The 21070-nt window shown below is 40.5% G+C and carries 16 protein-coding genes and 1 riboswitch; of the genes, 13 read left to right on the forward strand and 3 right to left on the reverse strand.

The genetic code is table 11. The features are described from left to right. Nucleotides 1-59 precede the first annotated feature (59 nt). The 3 genes from JI667_RS20545 to JI667_RS20555 all read left to right on the forward strand — a co-directional run bounded on the left by JI667_RS20545 (nucleotide 60) and on the right by JI667_RS20555 (nucleotide 3972). The gene (locus tag JI667_RS20545; RefSeq protein WP_206858242.1) at nucleotides 60-1115 is read left to right on the forward strand and encodes a M42 family metallopeptidase; all 1056 of its coding nucleotides are present in this window, start codon (nucleotides 60-62) and stop codon (nucleotides 1113-1115) included. A gap of 186 nt (nucleotides 1116-1301) precedes the next feature. Beyond that, nucleotides 1302-2777 carry a UDP-N-acetylmuramoyl-L-alanyl-D-glutamate--2,6-diaminopimelate ligase gene (locus JI667_RS20550; RefSeq protein WP_206858244.1) on the forward strand — a complete coding sequence of 492 codons (1476 nt, stop codon included), beginning with the start codon at nucleotides 1302-1304 and terminating at the stop codon, nucleotides 2775-2777. 112 nt (nucleotides 2778-2889) lie between these two features. Further along, nucleotides 2890-3972, forward strand: a complete 1083-nt coding sequence (locus tag JI667_RS20555) for a GGDEF domain-containing protein (RefSeq protein ID WP_206858246.1) — start codon at nucleotides 2890-2892, stop codon at nucleotides 3970-3972. Between the two features lie 24 nt (nucleotides 3973-3996). Here the strand turns inward: JI667_RS20555 and JI667_RS20560 are convergent, their stop codons facing one another. Further along, a complete protein-coding gene (locus JI667_RS20560; RefSeq protein WP_206858248.1) occupies nucleotides 3997-5214 on the reverse strand; it encodes a NupC/NupG family nucleoside CNT transporter in 1218 nt (405 codons plus the stop codon). A 171-nt stretch (nucleotides 5215-5385) separates the two neighbouring features. On the opposite strand from JI667_RS20560, the gene JI667_RS20565 reads away from it, so the two are divergent. The 4 genes from JI667_RS20565 (at nucleotide 5386) to nhaC (ending at nucleotide 10502) form a co-directional block, all read left to right on the forward strand. Then, nucleotides 5386-5619, forward strand: coding sequence for a YueH family protein (locus tag JI667_RS20565; protein WP_206858250.1), 234 nt, complete (start codon nucleotides 5386-5388; stop codon nucleotides 5617-5619). A 163-nt stretch (nucleotides 5620-5782) separates the two neighbouring features. After that, nucleotides 5783-7351 carry a peptide chain release factor 3 gene (locus tag JI667_RS20570; protein WP_206858252.1) on the forward strand — a complete coding sequence of 523 codons (1569 nt, stop codon included), beginning with the start codon at nucleotides 5783-5785 and terminating at the stop codon, nucleotides 7349-7351. Nucleotides 7352-7603: 252 nt separating this feature from the next. After that, the gene (locus tag JI667_RS20575) at nucleotides 7604-8599 is read left to right on the forward strand and encodes an EAL domain-containing protein (protein ID WP_244668412.1); all 996 of its coding nucleotides are present in this window, start codon (nucleotides 7604-7606) and stop codon (nucleotides 8597-8599) included. A gap of 496 nt (nucleotides 8600-9095) precedes the next feature. Then, on the forward strand, nucleotides 9096-10502 hold the full coding sequence (nhaC, locus tag JI667_RS20580) for a Na+/H+ antiporter NhaC (protein ID WP_206858257.1): 1407 nt from the start codon (nucleotides 9096-9098) through the stop codon (nucleotides 10500-10502). A 62-nt stretch (nucleotides 10503-10564) separates the two neighbouring features. On the opposite strand, the gene JI667_RS20585 is transcribed toward nhaC, so the two are convergent. Beyond that, nucleotides 10565-11437 carry a hypothetical protein gene (locus JI667_RS20585; RefSeq protein ID WP_206858258.1) on the reverse strand — a complete coding sequence of 291 codons (873 nt, stop codon included), beginning with the start codon at nucleotides 11435-11437 and terminating at the stop codon, nucleotides 10565-10567. Between the two features lie 202 nt (nucleotides 11438-11639). Here JI667_RS20585 and JI667_RS20590 point away from each other — a divergent pair, with 202 nt between their 5' ends. From JI667_RS20590 to JI667_RS20610, 5 genes are all read left to right on the forward strand, one after another. Continuing rightward, nucleotides 11640-14711, forward strand: coding sequence for an efflux RND transporter permease subunit (locus JI667_RS20590; protein ID WP_206858260.1), 3072 nt, complete (start codon nucleotides 11640-11642; stop codon nucleotides 14709-14711). 369 nt (nucleotides 14712-15080) lie between these two features. Further along, nucleotides 15081-15548, forward strand: coding sequence for a hypothetical protein (locus JI667_RS20595; protein WP_206858262.1), 468 nt, complete (start codon nucleotides 15081-15083; stop codon nucleotides 15546-15548). A 56-nt stretch (nucleotides 15549-15604) separates the two neighbouring features. After that, nucleotides 15605-15698: riboswitch (yybP-ykoY riboswitch) on the forward strand. A gap of 99 nt (nucleotides 15699-15797) precedes the next feature. After that, nucleotides 15798-16583 carry a TerC family protein gene (locus tag JI667_RS20600; RefSeq protein ID WP_206858264.1) on the forward strand — a complete coding sequence of 262 codons (786 nt, stop codon included), beginning with the start codon at nucleotides 15798-15800 and terminating at the stop codon, nucleotides 16581-16583. A gap of 483 nt (nucleotides 16584-17066) precedes the next feature. Then, nucleotides 17067-17822, forward strand: coding sequence for an RNA polymerase sigma factor SigI (gene sigI, locus JI667_RS20605; RefSeq protein ID WP_206858266.1), 756 nt, complete (start codon nucleotides 17067-17069; stop codon nucleotides 17820-17822). Next, on the forward strand, nucleotides 17819-18940 hold the full coding sequence (locus tag JI667_RS20610) for an anti-sigma factor domain-containing protein (RefSeq protein ID WP_206858268.1): 1122 nt from the start codon (nucleotides 17819-17821) through the stop codon (nucleotides 18938-18940). Before sigI ends, JI667_RS20610 begins: the two co-directional genes overlap by 4 nt. Nucleotides 18941-19024: 84 nt before the next feature. Here JI667_RS20610 and JI667_RS20615 read toward each other — a convergent pair whose 3' ends face one another. Beyond that, nucleotides 19025-19225 carry an alpha/beta-type small acid-soluble spore protein gene (locus JI667_RS20615; protein ID WP_034763616.1) on the reverse strand — a complete coding sequence of 67 codons (201 nt, stop codon included), beginning with the start codon at nucleotides 19223-19225 and terminating at the stop codon, nucleotides 19025-19027. Nucleotides 19226-19490: 265 nt separating this feature from the next. Here JI667_RS20615 and JI667_RS20620 point away from each other — a divergent pair, with 265 nt between their 5' ends. Continuing rightward, nucleotides 19491-20843 (forward strand): TrkH family potassium uptake protein, encoded by a 1353-nt coding sequence (locus JI667_RS20620; protein WP_206858270.1) that lies wholly within the window; start codon nucleotides 19491-19493, stop codon nucleotides 20841-20843. Nucleotides 20844-21070: the final 227 nt, after the last annotated feature.

The following is a 21070-nucleotide window of genomic DNA, read 5'->3' on the forward strand; positions in this document are numbered from 1 at the left end:
TGAAGAAGATTTGTAGTTGTCTGACAAAAGACGATATAATAACGGAAGGGGGGAGTTAAATGAATACATATCCTGATACGAAGAAAACCATTCAATTGATAAAGGAACTTGTGGAAATCCCAAGTCCTTCTGGTAATACGACTAAAATCATGAGATTTGTAGAGGAATATCTGTCAGATTTACATTTAGAGATGAGAAGGAATCGAAAGGGTGCCCTTATCATCACATTACCTGGTGTAGACACTGAAAGACACAGAATGCTAACAGCGCATGTAGATGCACTCGGTGCCATGGTCAAGGAAATAAAGAGCGATGGCCGTTTACGATTATCCATGATCGGAGGTTACAGATGGAATGCGGTGGAAGGGGAATATTGCCAGATTGAAACCTCTTCAGGCAAAACATATAGTGGAACCATCCTCATGCATCAAACATCCGTTCATGTATACAAAAATGCAGGTGAGGCGAAACGGGACGAAACGAATATAGAGGTCCGGATTGATGAAAAGGTTCGTAACGCCAAAGAGGTTAGGGACCTTGGCATTGAAGTGGGGGATTTCGTATCATTCGACCCCCGCGCCGAAATTACAGAGAGCGGATTCATAAAATCCCGTCATCTCGATGATAAAGCAAGTGTAGGGATGCTCCTGCAATTAATACGCCACATCCAATCTGAAGGCGTGATGCTTCCATATACGACGCATTTCCTGATCTCGAACAATGAGGAAATCGGTTATGGAGGAAATTCGAATATTCCCGATGAAACCATTGAGTACTTGGCTGTCGATATGGGGGCAATCGGCGACGGGCAAAGCACGGATGAGTATACGGTCTCAATATGTGCGAAAGATTCAAGTGGACCCTATCACTACGGACTTCGCAAGCATCTTATTTCACTGGCAGAAGAAAATGCCATAGACTATAAGGTGGATATTTATCCATATTATGGTTCGGATGCCTCAGCGGCAATCCGCGCAGGCTTTGATATTGTCCATGGGTTGATAGGTGCAGGAATTGATGCATCTCATGCCTATGAACGGACACATCAGTCTTCGATTCTACATACAGAATCATTACTTTGGCATTATGTACAATCGAAGATGGTCACTGAATGAACAGGGAGTCTTCCGTCATCCGTCCTATGGGTGATGGGGGGCTTTTTTGGTTTCAATCACGCAAAGCTTGGGTAAGGTGACATTTGTGTGAGAAAATTTAGTTCTTAGTTTAGGAGGTATTTCTCTTATCAAAACTAAGATGATAAGATAAAATAAAGAAACAATCAAACTAAATGAGGTATAAGAATGATTACATATAATCTGTTAGAAAGCATGAAATTAAAAACGATCTATGGTGAGCTCCCTTCTGAAATCAGCGATATTCACGTTGACTCAAGGAAAGTGACCGAGGGCACTATGTTTGTATGCACAAGAGGATATACGGTGGATGGGCATGACTTTGCTGCGATGGCCGTTGAAAAAGGTGCTACGGTAATCGTGGCAGAAAAACAGCTGGATATCGATTTGAAAAAAACGGCATTAGTCGTAGTGAAGGATACATTCAAGGCACTAGCTCAATTATCGAATAAATTTTACGATTATCCGTCACAAAATCTAACTGTGTTCGGGGTGACTGGAACCAACGGGAAGACAACAGTCAGTAATTTGATTCACTCCATCCTCAAAAAATCAAATCAGCGCTCAGCTTTATCAGGTACCATCGGTTTTAACCTCGATGGGGAGATGCTCCCGAGTGAAAACACGACATGTGATAATTTAACCAATCAGCAGATGATGCAAAGTGCGTTAGACAGGGGAATAGATAACTTTACCCTTGAAGTTTCCTCACATGGTCTGGCTCTAGGGAGATTGTGGGGTATAGACTTTGATGTGGTTGCCTTCACTAATCTGAGTCATGACCATCTGGATTATCATGGAACGATGGAACATTACGGTTATGCAAAAGGTCTTTTATTCTCCCAACTGGGTCAGGATCTACAAAATCCAAAGTATGCCGTTCTTAATGCAGATGACGAATGGTATCATCGCTACTGCTATATGACTCCCCATGAAGTCATCAGCTACGGATTAGAAGCAAACGCAGACTTCAGAGCTGTGGAAGTGGAATATTTCAATGATTTAACAAGATTCACATTAATTTCTCCTGAAGGAAGCTTCGATGTGGAAATGAAGCTCTTAGGGAAATTCAATGTGTATAATGTGTTGACGGCAATGGCTTGCCTATATGCAAGGGGAATGGAAATATCAAGACTCGTTGAGATTGTCCGTGACCTTCCTCCTGTAAACGGGCGGATGGAAAAAGTGGAGATGAAGTCGCCGCTTTCTGTGTATATTGATTACGCCCATACTCCTGACGCCATCGAAAATGCGATTCAATCAGTCCTGCCATTTAGGGAGAATAAAATCATCTTTCTTGTAGGTACCGGTGGAAACCGTGACAAATCAAAGAGACCGACCATGGCAGAAAAAGCATCATTGGCCGACTACGTCATCTTAACGACAGATGATCCGAGATATGAAGAATACGACAGCATCCTGACTGATCTTGAGAAAGGGATGAAGCATAAACAATATGCCCTGATAGGTGATCGTGCAGAAGCAGTTAAGCATGCCATCGAAGTAAGTGAACCGGGTGATATCATCATCTTCGCAGGAAAAGGACATGAGGATTATCAAATCATTGAGAATACAAAATATCCTCATAGCGATAAGCAAATTGCCATAGAAGAAAGCAAGCTAAAGTATGGGATAACAGACTAATGTGAGGGGAGGCAGGCCAAAGAAGGTCTGTCTTTTTTTTAATAAAGATAGACGAAATTCACAATCTTTGGTAAATTTAAATTATCTATAAAATGATGAAAGAATGACGCGGATGAAATTTTCATTATACTTGAATGATTATGAAACTGAAAAATTGTTTTCAACTTTAAGGTGGCTGTTCGTCTTGATTGCCACCCTTTTATTTTACATACCTCCTTTTTCAGAAAATATCTCCACCAACAAGGCGGTTTTTCCTTATCTGCTGGTGACAGGGGTATTGTATATGCTGGTGACTCAAATCGCCCTTATACGCGCAAGGGAGGATAACCACAGTCTGCAATTGATTCTGAAAGCGGGTATTGTCTTCGATTATCTGGCACTGATCTGGCTGATGTTCTTATCAGAAGGGATTCATAGTCCGCTTTATCCAATTTCCATATTATTCGTCATGCATGCCACGATTTATTGGAGAACAAAGGGGGCGTTGATCTCACTTGCAGCATTTAGCATAGCTTACATTGCAATGGGATTAGTGACTGTTGACATCACCAAATTCCACGAATATTTCACATTGACATTCAATCTGTTCTTTCTATGGATTATAGGATTATTCGGTGCATTAATCATGCTGAGGGAGCGTGCCCAGCATATTCAGAAAGAAGCCTATCATCATCTCGCCCATAAAGATTACTTATCCGGTTTATTAAATCACCGTTCGTTTCAGGAAAGGTTCAGGAGCAGACTGGAACAAAATGAATACTTTAACTTACTGATTGGTGATATAGATGATTTTAAGAAAGTGAATGATGAGTATGGTCATTTAACAGGTGATGATCTCATACGTAAGGCAGGTGAAGTTTTCCGAAGTCACGCCGAAGCTTATAATGGTCAGGCATTCAGGTATGGCGGAGAGGAATTCGTCTTTATATTGCCCTTTATGGAAGACAGTATTCTTGAAAGGTTTCTATATGATTTATATGATCAGTTAAAGGAGTTGAAGCCACTCCCTATCTCCATGAGTTTTGGTCAGGCCCAATCTTCTGAAACCGATGAACCGGAGAAATTGATTTCTCTTGCAGATCAAAGGCTCTATTTCGCCAAGAAATCAGGTAAGTGCAGGACTTATCTGACAAACGACAAGATATTCATACCAGATCGAAGGATAATGAAAAATGAAAAAGAAGCGTTCCGTTAAAGGTACGCTTCTTTTTCGATGAAATTATATGAACATTCCTGCAATGGCCGCACTTAATAATGAAGCAAGTGCACCTGCTATGACTGCTCTTAATCCTAAGCGGGCAATATCTCCTCTACGGTTTGGTGCAAGGTTACCCAGTCCGCCAAGTAAAATCCCAAGTGAGGAAAGATTGGCGAATCCGCATAATGCAAAGGAAATAATCGCAACCGTTTTATCAGACAGGTTGCCAATTTCCGGAGCGAAAGCTGAATAAGCTACAAACTCATTAATGACAAGTTTTTGCCCAATGAAGTTTCCTGCTGTAACCGCTTCATGCCATGGTACTCCGATTGCAAAGGCAAGTGGTGCAAATACGTAACCAAGAATAAGCTGAAGTGAAAGGCTGTCAAATCCAAACCATCCACCAACCAATCCAAGTAATCCATTAATTAACGCAACCAAGGCAATGAATGCAAGAAGCATTGCACCGATGTTGAGAGCCAATTGCAGCCCGACACTTGCACCATTAGCAGCCGCATCGATCACATTGGCAGATTCCGAATCCGCTTCCATTTCAAACGCTTCAGGTTCAGGAGAATCATCTATTTCAGGCACAAATAACTTGGCCATTACTAGACCTGCAGGAGCAGCCATGAAGCTTGCTGCAAGTAAGTATTCCAGTGGAACTCCCAAAAGTGAATATCCTACAAGGACAGAACCCGCGACGGAAGCCAATCCACCCGTCATGACGGCGAAGAGTTCAGATTCAGTCATTTTCGATAAGAAAGGTCTAACCACTAAAGGTGCTTCTGTTTGCCCAACGAAGATATTGGCAGCAGCAGACAATGATTCCGCTTTCCTGGTTCCCAACAGTTTAGATAACCCTCCACCTAAAATCTTGATAAAAAATTGCATGATTTTAAGATAATAAAGAACTGAAATTAAAGCTGAGAAGAAAATAACGACAGGCAGTACATTAAAAGCAAAAATGAACGCAATGTTCGATTCCTCCGTGTAAAGGCCGCCAAAAAGGAATGTGATCCCTTCATTGGAATAATTGATGATGGCATTCACCACTTCGGTCAATCCCTTAAGAGCTTCTTGCCCCCAAGATGTCTTTAACACGATAAAAGCGAAAAATAACTGTATGGCAAGTCCACCAAGGACTGTTCTAAAATTAACCCGCTTCTTGTTTTTAGAAAATGCAAAAGCAATCCCCATAACGACAATGATACCCATGATACCCCATAAATATTGCACGTCTTTCACCTCTTCGATAAGTATGATTCAAACTTGCTGCTTTAGGTTTTTTATTTTACAATTCTTTCAGACGTCTGACAACCTACAATTGCAAGATTTGTCGAAAGTTGTACGGACAACATCGTCGTTAGTATGCACAAATACAGCGTTTTCATGAAAGGGGATACAATTATGAAGATCAGAAAAAATTTTTTGGAAGGTATGGAACAAAAAGTATATATTTATGAAAATAAGAAAGAAGAGCTAATATTAATTGCGGTTCCTGATATTTGCTGGTCCTTTTCATTTACATATGATGAAGAAAACATTCAGATGAAGTTACACGACTCCTTAATGGAAAGGGTGCCGGAGGAGACTGCTGATACATTGAGTTCGCGAATCGTTCAGTGGACAAGAGAGATGTAAGGGGATAGATGATCTTTAAATGAGATGGACTTTGTTTCATCTTTGTATATTGAATGGATCTTCGTTCTGTGCTCTTCTTACGGAAGGTATTGATTCTTTGTTGCATTGTTACTTTAGAACGAATATGATGAGAAAGTGAGAATGACGAGAAAGGATTTTATGAATGAAAATAGACTTTATACAGGAAGTTCAGTCGAGACGGACTTTCGCTATCATTTCCCACCCGGATGCCGGGAAAACAACTTTAACAGAGCAGCTTCTTCTATTTGGAGGAGCGATCCGTGCAGCTGGAACAGTTAAAGGGAAGAAATCAGGTAAGTTTGCTACATCTGACTGGATGGAAATCGAAAAGCAGAGGGGTATTTCTGTTACTTCTTCGGTGATGGCATTTGATTATGAAGATTATCGGGTCAATATTCTGGATACACCAGGTCATCAGGATTTTTCTGAAGACACGTATAGAACATTAATGGCTGTTGACAGTGCAGTGATGATCATCGATTCAGCCAAAGGAATTGAAGCCCAAACCTTGAAACTCTTCAAAGTATGCAGGATGAGAGGAATCCCGATTTTCACCTTTATCAACAAGCTTGACCGCCAAGGACGAGAGCCGTTGGAATTATTGGAAGAGCTTGAAGAAGTATTAGGGATTCAGTCTTATCCGATGAACTGGCCGATTGGTATGGGTAAGGAGTTTTTAGGGATTTATGACCGCTTCCATAACCGTATAGAACAATTCCGTGTGGAAGAAGAGGATCGCTTTATTCCTCTAAATGAAGAAGGCGAAATAGAAGGAGAGCATTCTCTTAAAGATAGCAATCTTTATCATCAAACACTTGAAGATGTATTACTTCTGAATGAAGCCGGTAATCAATTTTCACGTGAAAGGATTGCAAATGGCGAGCTATCTCCTGTATTTTTCGGGAGCGCATTAACCAATTTTGGTGTACAAACTTTCCTCGAAACCTATTTGGAATTTGCACCTTCTCCCCAGCCGAGAAATTCTGACGCAGGTGAAATTGAGCCGACGGCGGAAGATTTCTCCGGCTTTGTATTTAAAATCCAAGCCAATATGAATCCAGCTCACCGTGATCGAATAGCGTTTGTACGGATTTGTTCAGGTCAATTCGAGAGAGGAATGACAGTTAACCTTTCCAGAACAGGAAAATCCATTAAGCTTGCTCAATCCACCCAGTTTCTTGCAGATGACCGCAGCACAGTAAATGAAGCAGTCAGTGGAGATATCATAGGGGTTTATGATACGGGTACGTATCAAATTGGTGATACACTCGTCCAAGGGAAGCAGGGATTCCAGTATGAAAAACTGCCTCAGTTTACACCAGAACTCTTTGTCCGTGTAACTGCAAGGAACGTAATGAAGCAGAAACACTTCCAAAAAGGGATTCTTCAACTCGTTCAAGAAGGGGCCATTCAATATTATAAGACCCGCACAGAGGATATTATCCTAGGAGCGGTTGGTCAATTGCAATTTGAAGTGTTTGAGCACAGAATGAAAAATGAGTACAATGTTGATGTGAAAATGGAGCCAATCGGATCTAAAATTGCCAGATGGATCGAAAACGAAGAAGATGTCAAGGAATCCATGTCCAGCTCCCGCAGCTTGTTGGTAAAAGATCGTCATGACAATTTGGTTTTCTTGTTTGAAAATGATTTTGCCATGAGATGGTTCAATGATAAAAACCCTGATATTCGATTATACAGTTTAATGTAAATAAGCTTAGGCACCCCTCTGTTCCAGGAGAGGTGCTTTTGCTTTTGACTGGATTTCTTTCTTTCATTCGCTAACGCAATCATTTTATACTTTTGTTTACAAATATCAAGTGATTTTTTTCTGAAATAAAAGGATATAACTGGTGTTTTTTAGGTTAAAAGCCTTATTATGTGGGTATGGGTATTTTATGCTGTTTGATAGAAAGGAAGAGTGATGAATTTGGAGTATGCATGTGTAAACTGTGGAGTACAAATGAAATATCATGAGAAAGGATTCTTTTTCTTACATAATGAACAATTCCGTCCCGTTCCTTTGGCAGGGGACTTTCAAAAGCTGGGACCAAACACATATGCTTTTCAATACGACGATCTAAATGAACTATACGGGAGACTCTCAGCAATAGGGTCATTATTGATTCGTGATGGATGGAACTGCAGTATTAATTGTTCAAGTCAGCCTGGAGCGTTCCACGCTGCAGGGAAATTCCTTCATTTGATTCGACATAGAGAGATGGTAAACGTCATACAACAGGGTGAGTTCAAGAGTCATCTTCAGCCCATCATCGCTCTTGAGGATTTCAGTTTGTATGGATATGAATCTCTCCTACGTGCAGAGAATAACGGGGAGAGGATCAATCCAGCGGAGTTATTTGAAGTGGCATCTCTAACGGGATTCCACTCCATGTTGGATCAGAAAGCCAGGAAATCAGCAATTGAGTGCAGACAAGGTCAAATCGACCCGGGAAAGAAGAGTTTCATTAACTTTCTCCCCTCGACCATATATAACCCTGAATTCTGTTTGCGCCATACCTTCAAGATTGTGAATGAGTTCGGTGTGAACCCCAAAGACCTCGTATTCGAAGTAGTTGAAACGGAAAAGATAGATGATGTAAATCATTTGCGTTCAGTTCTTGACGTCTATAAGCGGGAAGGCATGAAAGTGGCTCTTGACGACGTAGGTTCAGGTTTTGCAACAGTTGAAATGTTATCATTGCTCAAACCGGATTATGTAAAGATTGATCGATCATTCATCAATCACTGTGACCAGGATGAACAGAACCAGGAATTTTTACGGAAAGTGATGAAGATTGCAAGGGAATTAGACATTTTCGTCCTTGCAGAAGGAATAGAAAGAAAAGAAGAACTGCTCTTTTGTAAAGAAATCGGTATGCATTATGCCCAAGGATATTTCATCGGGAAACCAACTGCAGAAGCAATGTCACCATTTGCTGAGTCCCAATTCGTTTAATATGGACACACCTCATACGTTAATCGGGTGGGGTGTTGTTATCGGAGAATAATGTAAAGCATCCCTTGACAAATCATAAGAACATGATAATATACTACTATAGTATACTTTAGTGCATAAAAGCTTAAAAGCTTAAAAGCGTTTAAGGAGAAGAGAACTAGGGATTCTTCTTAACGTCCAATCACATACTTGTCTTGAACAACGGAGTAGGAAATAGCGGGACAGCAATCAGAGACTGGACGTCAGGTGGAAGTCCAGGTCTGCTCATTTCTGAATTACATTGTTCATAAACACTCCATGGTGTTTATAAAAAAGACAACCTTTATGAAGTGGAGATAAATCGCAAAGCATGAATCGGTTGATCAGGGCTTACGTTTATTTCAATTAGGGTGGTAACGCGGAGAACTCTTCGTCCCTATCGGGGGATGGAGGGTTCTTTTTGTATTCCTGAGCCATCCGCACATCATCAATACATCGAGATAGAGGAAGTGTTACAATGTTAAACATTAATAGCGTTCATAAGCCTGCTATTCCTGAAGCGTCCGCTGTGTTACTGGCTGTGCTGGGAATCATTAGTGTAAGTATCATAGGCATAGGGTCTGTCCCTCATATCCCCATCATCCTTTCCCTCTTTTTTTTAATGGTTTATGGCCTTCTCTCCAAAGTGAAATTCAAGGAGATCGAGCAAGGAATGATAGCCGGTGCACAGGGGGGACTGGGTGCCATTTTATTATTTTTCTTTATTGGGCTCCTGGTAAGCAGCTGGCTGATCAGTGGAACCATTCCCACCTTAATGTTTTATGGGTTTGAATTTGTAGCTCCACATTATTTCTATGCCATTGCCTTCTTGCTTACATCCTTAAGCGGGATCGTGATCGGAAGCTCACTTACCACGGCAGCTACCATTGGTGTTGCTTTGATCGGAATCGGTGAGGCAATGGGGGTATCTTTGGCTATCACGGCTGGGGCAATTGTTTCCGGGGCGTTTTTCGGCGATAAAATGTCGCCATTGTCCGATACGACAAATCTTGCTTCATCCATCGTTCAAGTGGACCTCTTTACCCATATCCGTAATATGGCTTGGACAACGGTACCTGCCTTCGTCATTACGCTGATTGTTTACGGGGTATTATCGCCCGGAGCTGGTGAGGTCGATTTCGAACAACTGAATGCTCTCCAGGAAGGATTGAAGCAAACGAACTTGATTCACTTGTATAGTCTGATCCCTGTACTGTTGCTGGTTGTACTGATCATATATAAAACACCTGCATTATTGACTTTGGCAATTTCAATAGGCGTCTCTGTATTATTATCTTTTATTCACGGAACATTAAAGGTAAGTGAGATCTTCCAAGTATTGTTTTCAGGCTACACATCTGAGACAGGAGTGGGATCCATTGACTCCCTTTTAACAAGAGGGGGAGTGAACAGTATGATGTTTACCATCTCACTTGTTATCCTATCTCTCAGTCTGGGAGGACTATTATTTAAATTGGGAATCATTCCAGCTCTTTTGGAAAAGGTATCATCTATCATACAATCGGGGAGAAGAACGATTCTTTCCACTGCATTATCAGCTATCAGTATAAATCTTATCGTAGGGGAGCAGTATTTATCCATCTTACTGACGGGTGAAGCTTTTCAGTCTCAATACAAGAAGCTGGGATTGCATCCCAAATCGTTATCCCGGACGTTGGAGGATGCAGGTACAGTCGTGAATCCCCTCGTCCCATGGAGTGTTTGTGGAATATTCCTGACAGACGTTTTGGGCGTTTCAACACTTGATTATTTACCGTTTGCAGTCTTCTGTCTCATCTCACCTGTCATAACCATACTTTATGGATTCACCGGGTGGACGATTGAAAAAGAACAAACCGATCGTAACCCAGTTATTTCAAATTAATAAGTTATAAGCAGAAAAGGACTGTCTATATGAATGAATCACTTCTCCATTTGAAAGTTGATTCACTTATAGGACAGTCCTTTTTGCTGTAATTCTGCATACGTGTCAAAATACTTCTTATAATAATGGCTCCCCAAGATCATCATAGAAAGATGAAAAAGAGGCAGTATGAAAATCATCCAGTAACTTTCCAGCAGTAATATCCCTTCCTGAACCATAAAAGATTCGACCGTAAAAAGTAAAAGGACGCTCCCCAAAATGGATTTCCAATCCCCCCCTCTTAAAAATATCACGAGGCAATAAAAATAGGTGGTAAACCAGATGTACATAGCGTTGCCTGCGGTCAAATCCCTGACAGGATCAGAAAAATGATTCAATGGAATGATATATAGTCTTAAAAGGGAAGAAAGAACCCAGGTGAACGAAAGCGTGATGGTGGAGAGGGCAAAGAATAAGGTTATAAATTGAATATAATGATTGGAGCGGTATTCAAGAAACTTCCACCATGTTTTGGCCAATATGACAGAAATGATGAGGAAGATTGAAGTATAATACGATTTCCACCAATGATGCTCATATAAATGTGTGTGTATAAACCAGGTTTCAATAACGAAAAATACGCCGATGATAAGGGCGATTCTGCTTACAGTCGTCCGATACAAAACGATATAGGTAATGGCAACCGGAACTGAAAATGCTTGAGAGCTGATTGATCCCAAAACACTGTCATTGTAATTATTCGATAATATATAGGGATGATACGTATAGCTATTGAATAGTACAAAAATAATATATTCGAATACATATGCCAATCCCGAGATGAAAAGCCAGAACAATATGATTTGATCAGATATATGACGGTTTTTAACCACTATCATACATAATGCGATAATGCTGAAAAGACTAAGGAAAACAAAGGGAACCCAGTTCGCCATTTTAATGCTCCTTACGTTACAGTATAAAAAATAGTGTACTCAGATAGGATAGAATTATTTATTTCAATGAAATAATACGTGTATTTTATTCCTCAGACGTTTTAATATTGAAGGATCTTCCTGAGGAGACTATAGTTAACAGTAACTGCTTCCGAAAATCAAACGAAGTGAACGATATAGATATAGAAAGGGGAGCAATTCATTGAAGATTAGTGATTTTTCCATACGCCGTCCTGTTTTTACCATTGTCACCATGCTGCTTATTCTTATTTTAGGAGGGGTCTCACTTCTTCGGATACCATTGAAACTCATACCTGATCTGAACCCTCCCGTAGGGGTCGTGGTGACCAATTATCCGGGAGCCGGCCCACAGGAAGTGATGGAAAAGGTAACGAAACCTTTGGAAGAAAATTTGTCCACCCTGCCCGGGATGAAAAATATCCAATCGACTTCAAGGGAAGGCTCAAACTTTATTCTTCTTGAATTTTCATGGTCGACATCCATTGATGACATTGAAAATGATGTCCTGCAAAGATTGGACCAAACCCCACTCCCGGAAGGCGCAGAAAATCCAAGGTTTCTGAAATTTGACCCTGCCCAGTTCCCAATCATTCAATTCTCATTGCGTGAAGAAGGGAATGGAGATAATCTAAAGTCACTATCAGAAAACTTGAAGCTGGAACTGACAAGAGTTGAAGGTGTCGCTAATGTAAACGTTTCAGGCTCATTACAGGATGAAATGATTATTGAATTAAATCAGCAGTCCTTAAAGAATAACCGGTTAAGCCAGGGGGATGTCGTCAATACCATACGGGCAAATAATTTGACTGCTCCCGGTGACACGATAGATACAAATGGACAAACCCTGACCACTAGAGTTCTTAGCAGGCTTCAATCTGTTGAAGAATTAAAGGAACTGGTCCTTCAGGTGAATCCTCAATCAGGTAAGAAGATCACACTTGCAGACGTAGCAACCGTGGAGAAAAAGCAACAGAATACGGATACGCTCACGCGGGCGAATGAAGAGCCGGCCATCCTGTTCAGTGTTTTGCAGCAATCAGATGCAAACACAGCTTCCGTTTCTAAAGCGTTTCAAAAGGAGCTGAATCGTCTTCTGGAACAGGATCAATATCAATCAATAAAAGCCGATGTCTTGTTCGATCAGGGCGATTACATTACTCAAGCCATTGGTAATATCGCCAATTCTCTTTTAATTGGCGGCGCATTTGCCATGCTCGTTCTCTTCCTGTTTCTAAAGAATGTAAAAAGTCCCCTCATCATTGGTGTGGCGATACCTTACTCTGTAATCGTTACATTTGTACTCATGTTCTTTGCAGATTTCGCATTGAACATAATGACTCTGGGGGCACTGGCTCTCGGCATAGGGATGCTCGTTGATAATGCGATTGTCGTTATTGAAAATATTTACCGCCACTTATCACTTGGGAAAAGTCCAAGGGAAGCGGCCAGCATCGGGGCGAAAGAAGTGGGGGGGGCCATCACAGCATCAACGCTGACGACGGTTGCTGTTTTTCTTCCGGTTGTTTTCATATCCGGTCTGCTCGGTGAATTATTCACAGAATTTGCCCTGACGATTTCATTCAGCTTATTGGCATCTCTCATTGTGGCATTGACGGTTATCCCGATGCTCGCAAGCAGACTATTGAAAAAGCCTAAAGGAAATATGGAGGCCAAGCGGAGACGATCCAAGAGCAGGAAAAATTTCGCCCGATCCGTTAAGTGGGCACTTCGTCACCGCTTCATCGTATTACTCATCACACTCATTACATTAGTGGCAGGTGGACTTGGTCTAACAACTGTAGGAACCCAGTTTTTGCCACCTACCGATGAAGGTTTTTTCAATATGAGGGTCGAGTTAAATAATGGAGCATCTGTTGAAGAGACTAATAAAGTTGTCAAAGCAATTGAAGACAAGTTGGAGAAGGAAAACGATGTCGATGTATTCGTTAGTCTTGTCGGAACAACACAGGAAGAATCATTCAGAGGTAGTGCCAAAGGGAATATTGCAGAAATTTATGTAAAAATGAAGCCTTTGAATGAGAGGAACCGTTCAATTTTCAGCTTTGCAGATGAAATGAAGCCTGAAGTAGAACAAGCTGCACAAAAGATAAATCAATCAGCAGAGGTATCATTTAATCTACAGTCCACTTCCGGTTCCAGTCCCCAAACACTGACGTTTAATCTCAGGGATACGGATCAATCACGATTGGATAAATCAGTCGATACTTTATTGCCCTCATTGGAAAAAATGAAAGATGTTTCGGAAGTTTCGACAGATCAAATGGAGACTGTAAAAGAAGTGCAAATGAAAGTGAATAGGGAAAAGGCCCTTGAACAAGGGTTGGCACCTGCGCAGATAGGGAATCTTGTCCAGGATGTAACACGCGGGGTGCTGACTACTCAAATGGTTACTGAGAATTCTGATGTCATCAATGTCATGGTTCAATATGACCGCAATATTACGGAAAATCTTGATTCCTTAAAGAAGCTTCTTATACCTAATGGTCAGGGAAAGTACATTCAGTTACATTCAGTCGTCGACTTCTCCATTGAAGATGGTCCTGTCAGCATTCAGAGAATCGATCAGCAGCATGCTGTTCAATTTACATTAAAATACACTACAGGAACCAATCTTGGAGCGATTTCTAATGCAGTCGATGAGAAAATTGAATCACTGAATCTTCCGGATGAGACACTCGTTTCCTTCAGTGGAGACAGAGAGCTCCTTGAAGATTCCATTGACGATATGACACTTGCCCTTGGGTTAGCCATTGTACTTGTGTATATGGTCATGGCGGCACAATTCGAATCATTTAAATATCCGTTTGTCATTATGTTCACCGTGCCTCTTATGGTCATTGGTGTAGCGATCGCCCTAAGCATTACACAGACACCTATCAGCATTTCGGCTATCATAGGCGTGATTGTCCTTGCTGGGATTGTTGTAAATAATGCAATCGTCATTGTTGATTATATCAATCAACGCAAGGAAACCGGTACCAGTAGCTTTGACAGCATTGTCGAAGCAGTCCAGGACCGGGCGAGACCCATCTTCATGACCGCCTTAACGACGATTCTTGGCTTATTGCCTCTCGCCCTGGGCATAGGGGAGGGTACTGAAATCAATCAGCCAATGGGAATCGCGGTCATCGGGGGACTAATCAGCTCCACATTATTGACGATTTATGTCATACCGATCGTATACAGTTTCTTTGATAAAGAAACAAGAAGAATGAAGAAATCGAACAAATAAGATACACAACGAGAGTTAACCCGAATACTAAGTACCGTCTCTGTAGATTAGGCACTTAAGAAGGAGGGTTGACTTTTTTTTATAAGGCTGTCTTCGCAAAGAATGTTGCTATTCGCATACAGCCTTTTACCTTTAACATTCCAGGATGAGCAGTTGCATGTGAAAAAGCGATAAATATAGGCAGATTCACCCAAAAGTGCAAAAACGTAATAATTGGGAGGGATATGGTAAAAATAAAAGAAGCAGGATCAATAGGAGGAATCTCAAGATGGCAATTTCCCTGAAGCGATACTCAGACCGATATCTATACAGTTACGATTTAAAGCGCATGAATGGGGACGAACGTCACCAATTATTCTCTTACAAGGGATGCACATGAAGTCTTCCATAACAAAATCAGAAGGAATCCTATGGAGTATCGCTCTGCCTGGTTTTCCTCAATTGCTTGTCGGTCTGTGGTTTAAAGGAGCGCTATTTGTCATTCTTGAGATCATCATCAATGTCCAAAGCAATTTTAATCTAGGAATTATGTACAGTTTTTTAGGTGAGACACATAAGGCTGCTAATGTTATTGATTATCAATGGCTGATGTTCTATCCTTGTCTATATATGTTTGCTATGTGGGATGCATATAAGATTGCTGAAGGTTCGAAGTCGAGATACAGCTACTTGCCCTTTGTGATGTCAGCGTATATGGTAACTGTGGGATTGATGTATTCCCCGAAAGTATACATATGGGGTAAGTTTATCGGACCGATTTTTTTACCGATATTGTTTCTCGTTCCAGGAATACTGATCGGGCTTTTCATCCGTTTCATCCTTATTCGATTACATTAAATCTCTTTACGAATTCACGGTTATGAGTTACAATAGGCGTATACAAATAACGTTTTCTACCTGTCAAAGGGGAGTAGCTATAGGTTCATACCTAAACAAAGTCGTCAGTTCATGGTGTATGCCATCGGCTTTGTTGGCATATTTTATGCTAAGCAAGACCTTTGCCTTATTTAGGCAAGGGTCTTTTTATTTTTATAAAATTCCTTGCCTATTGGAAAACTAACTATGTAATAGGGAGGGACTATAGGTATGGATGCTTCGATGTTGTTGGAATATGGGTGGGTCCTGCTGATATTGGTAGGTCTAGAAGGGATTTTAGCTGCAGATAACGCGGTTGTCATGGCTGTCATGGTCAAACATTTGCCGGTGGAACAAAGGAAAAAAGCACTATTTTATGGACTTTTGGGGGCATTTGTATTCCGGTTCGCTGCATTATTTCTCATTTCGTTTTTAGTCAATGTGTGGCAGGTTCAGGCAATTGGGGCTATTTACTTGTTTTACGTGGCCATCCATCATTTCATAAAGAAGAGAAAAGACACCGGGGATGTGGAGGCAGAGCCTGCTAAAGGCTCAGGCTTCTGGACTACCGTACTTAAAGTGGAGCTTGCAGATATCGCGTTTGCTGTGGACTCAATGCTTGCAGCCGTTGCTTTAGCCGTAACACTTCAACCAACAGGCTGGTTTGATGTAGGTGGAATTGACGGAGGACAGTTTATTGTCATGTTCCTCGGTGGTATCATTGGATTAGTCATCATGCGCTTTGCTGCCACCTGGTTTGTTAAATTACTGGAGAAATACCCTACTTTAGAATCAGCTGCCTTTCTAATTGTTGGCTGGGTAGGAGTGAAGTTAGCGGTGTTTACCCTTGCACATCCTGATGTGGCGATTCTGGATCATCACTTCCCTGAATCTAAAATCTGGAAGATTGTATTCTGGAGCGTATTAATCCTGCTTTCTGTTGGAGGATATTTATTATCCAGGAGAAAAGCAAAACAGACAGAATCAGAAATGGAAGCAAAAGCCAAGGCTGAATAAATATTATGTAAAAGCTAACAGAGAATGTCTCTGTTAGCTTTTTTAATACCATCTTCCTTAAAGACGAACACCCTTTCACGGGATTCGTTGTCTATTTGTATAAAGGGTATATTCAGAATTTCAGGTCCCTCTCCATTTTTATTCAATTAAAACCCCCTCAAAAAAAAATCTTTGTACGTAATTCCTTTAATAAGGCGATCGATCGGCCAATACAAAAACTTACCAGAGGTGTTACAAATTAAAGAAAAATTGATAAAAAGAAACATCAATCAAAACCTGTTGAAAACCACCAGCACAGTGAAAAAAGGTAAAGAAAACAGTCAGGATCACCATCAAGAATAATATACCAGTATCATAAGGTAGAGGCTGAACATTTAATGAACATCAGTCAGAAAAGGGTTGTCAAACAACCCTATTCTCCCTATTCTCCTTTTACATTCAATATCTTATGAGTATAATAGTGTGCAGGATGGGGTGAGGCTGATGTTAAATGTGTTACTATTTCTACTCGCTAAACAAAAGAAAAGGCAATCGCTTGAAGAAATGGCGATTCAAATACAGAATGGTGATGAACAATTATTAAACGTAATCCTTGAAGATTATATGCCCTTTATTAAAAAAACGGTATCTTCCGTTTGTAAGAGATACATTTATGAAAGTGACGATGAATTCAGTATCGGACTGATTGCCTTTCATGACGCTATCTTAAAATATAATCATCAACGGGGGACCTCGCTCATCAGTTTCTCAGAAATCATCATCAAAAGAAAAGTAATCGATTATATCAGGAAAAATGGGAAGTTTCAGGATATAAGCATCGATATGAGTCTGGTCGATGACGATGAAGAATCTTCCCATTTGACTATCGACCAAATTGTTTCGGTAGATAAATTTACAGAGCAGGAGGAAGCAAACAAGCGACGGGAAGAAATTTTGTCATTTCAGGAACAACTGGCTAACTACAAGTTGTCCTTCCACGAACTTGTCGAGCAATCCCCTAAGCATGAAGATGCGAGACTGAATGCTATTAAAATTGCCAATACGGTAGTCAGTTCAAAAGAAATATTGGAATATCTTATAGAAAAAAAACGGTTACCATTAAAAAAATTAGAGAAGCAGGTAAACGTCAGCAGAAAGACCATTGAGAGAAACCGGAAATATATTATAGCCATTTCTCTTATCCTTATTGGGGATTATGTTTATTTACGGGATTATTTAAAAGGGCGGTTAGAGAGATGAAAAAAGGGATCATTATGGAAATCAAACAGGATATCCTGGTTATGATGACACCAGAAGGGGAATTTCTGAATGGGAAAAGGCACCCCGATCAGCAGTACTCAATAGGGGAAGAAATCCCATTCTTTCCGGCTCAAAAAAAATCGATAAACTCCAAACCCTTTTTTAAGTGGGATTGGAGAATTTCCACTTCTTTGATTACGGCCCTGGTCTTCATCATTGCCCTGTTTTCTAGTGCTGTGATACTGGATAATCGGGCATACGCCTATGTTTCGGTTGATATCAATCCCAGCATGGAATTAACATTGAATAAACAGCAAAAAGTCATAGAAATCAAGCCATTCAATGACGATGCTCAACTTCTCCTAAGGAAGTTGAGTAAATGGGAAGACGAAGATGTTGGTAAAGTGACTGAAATGATCTTTCAGCTAAGTGAAAAGTTGGGCTATTTAAAAGATCATCAAAATGTCATCATCACTTCCTCCTTCCTTCATGATACCGATCACAAAAAGGGAAGTGAATTACTGGATGAGCTAAATGAGTTTGTTGAGGATTACAGTTCGGATCATCAAACAAATATTATCGTGAAAGAAACTTCGGAAGAGTTTAGGGAAAAAGCATCGGAAAAAGGAATGACTGCTGGTTCCCTCCTCCGTGAAGAGGAACAAATCAATAACAAATACGAAAACGAAACAGAAACAGAAACAGAAGTCGAAACAGAAACAGAAATAGAAAAACAAAAAGAAAAACCCGTGATCAAAGAAAGAAACAAGAAACCAGACACGTTTCATGAAGAAGAAAAGCCCAAAGAGAAGAACCAAAAGGAGATTCCTCCGATAAAAGAACAAAAACAAAACAAAGGTAAGCCTAAGAATCTTCCTGATGATCAATACAACCGTGAAAATCCTCGCCGTGAAAGGAATGAAGAAAAGAAAAAACCGGATCATCCAAGTCAGAGTAAATCTTCTCATAGTGACAATCGCAATAGGGGACATGACCAATCTAGCAATCGAGTTTCTATAGAAAGTAAACAGAAACACGATCAGAATGAAGATCATCCAACCAGAAAAAAAGAAAAGAAAGATGAGCATAAGGATCGAAAAGAAAACAAAAAAAATTAATGGAAGAGACTCATTGATGGAATGGGTCTCTATTTTTGACGAATTAAAGGGTAGCTGGTGTACACCAGCTACCCACATGCCATATTATTTAGTTTGTTGTCCAGTTAATTGAGATTGAGCTTGTTTGACAAGACGTTTTGTAATTTCTCCCCCAACAGATCCATTAGAACGAGCGACAGTATCTGATCCAAGGGTTACACCAAACTCCTGAGCAATCTCATATTTCACTTGATCAAGGTATTGTTCAACACCAGGAACGAGCAATTTATTAGAACTTCTAGCCATGGTCGTTTTCCTCCTTACTGGTAAATTTGAAACAATGAATGTTTCAGTAGTACTATTATTTGTATCATCCATGGTGAACATGAATGGTAATATTTCGCCGAAATTGTATTGTTTGTATAAAAGTAAATGATTGTGACACTAATTTGTTTAAGAGGTTTTTATTAAAGAAAGAATAAACATAAAGAAATTAACCATTTTTCCTTTCAATCTTGTGCTATATTCTTTAAGATAGAAAAGGAAATATAGTTGAAAGGGAAATACATATATGTGGTATAAGCTTAGATACAATTTAAATAAATTAACTCCTGCGCAGGTAATCGTCACTTATTATTTTCTTGCCGTGACGATTGCGACGATTCTGCTCAGTCTTCCCATAGCACATAAATCCGGGGCTGAGTGGAGTTTCTTAGATGCGATTTTCACAGCGGTCAGTGCTGTAAGTGTTACGGGATTAACCGTTGTGAGCACCGTTGATACGTTTAATCATACAGGTATCTTCATTTTAATGTTTGTTCTTCAATTTGGTGGGATAGGTATCATGACTCTCGGAACGTTCTTCTGGTTGATTGTCGGAAAGAAGATAGGCTTAAAAGAGCGCCGTTTGATCATGACCGACCAGAATCAGACGAGCCTGGCAGGTTTGGTTAGTCTGTTAAAGCAAATTTTACTTTTGATCATCTTTATTGAACTCGCAGGGGCGTTTATTTTGGGCGTTTATTTCCTTGGCTACTACCCGACCTGGCAGGAAGCCTTTCTACAAGGACTATTTGCATCCGTAAGTGCAACGACAAATGCTGGTTTTGATATTACAGGTCAGTCCCTCATTCCTTATGCGAATGACTATTTTGTTCAGTTTATAAACATCATCTTACTAACGCTTGGTGCTATAGGATTTCCCGTTCTGATTGAAACGAAGGATTATCTTATGAGCAAAAAGCGAAACAGACATCACTTTTCATTATATTCAAAGATCACCACCGTTACATTTTTTGGGTTAATGGTATTTGGAACATTAGTCATCTTCATCTTTGAATATAATCGCTTTTTTAATGGCATGGAGTGGCATGAGTCATTCTTTTATGCCTTCTTCCAATCAGCCACAACGAGGAATGGTGGACTTGCTACGATGAACGTCGCCGAGTTTTCATCTCCTACCTTGCTGGTCATGAGCGCACTCATGTTCATAGGGGCTTCACCTAGTTCCGTCGGTGGTGGGATCAGAACGACGACCTTTGCACTGAATATTTTATTTTTATTCCATTTTGCCAAAGGTAATCAAACCATCAAAATATTCAAGAGGGAAATTCACCAGCAGGATGTTATAAAATCCCTAGTAGTGACAATGATGGCCATTTTCATCTGCTTTCTATCTGTCATCATCCTCACCTTCACAGAAGACCATTCCATTATGGAAATCGTTTTTGAGGTTGCCTCTGCATTTGGAACGACGGGTCTTTCAATGGGGATCACTTCAGAACTATCGTCCGTTGGGAAATGTGTCATTATCGCATTAATGTTTATCGGTCGAGTGGGTATTCTCTCATTCCTCTTTATGATAGGAGGAAAAGAAAAGACAGCGAAATATCATTATCCAAAAGAACGGGTCATTATTGGGTAATTTTTTGAAAACGATGCTTATTGGAGCATCGTTTTTGTTTTGCTGTTTTCATAAACATTGTTGCTTTTTGATGTAGCGGGAGGCGGTTGATAGCAGCGAGTGGTGCTCACTTTCCGCGGGGCTGGACGAGCCGCCTCCGCATTTCGTGCAGTCCAGCTACGGCGGCTAGCCCCTCGAGGTCATAAGCTAAATGGTCCAAGAAGGCAAAAGAACGCCTTCTTAGCCCA

Source organism: Bacillus sp. NTK074B (assembly GCF_017303375.1).
Lineage (GTDB): Bacteria > Bacillota > Bacilli > Bacillales > Bacillaceae_B > Rossellomorea.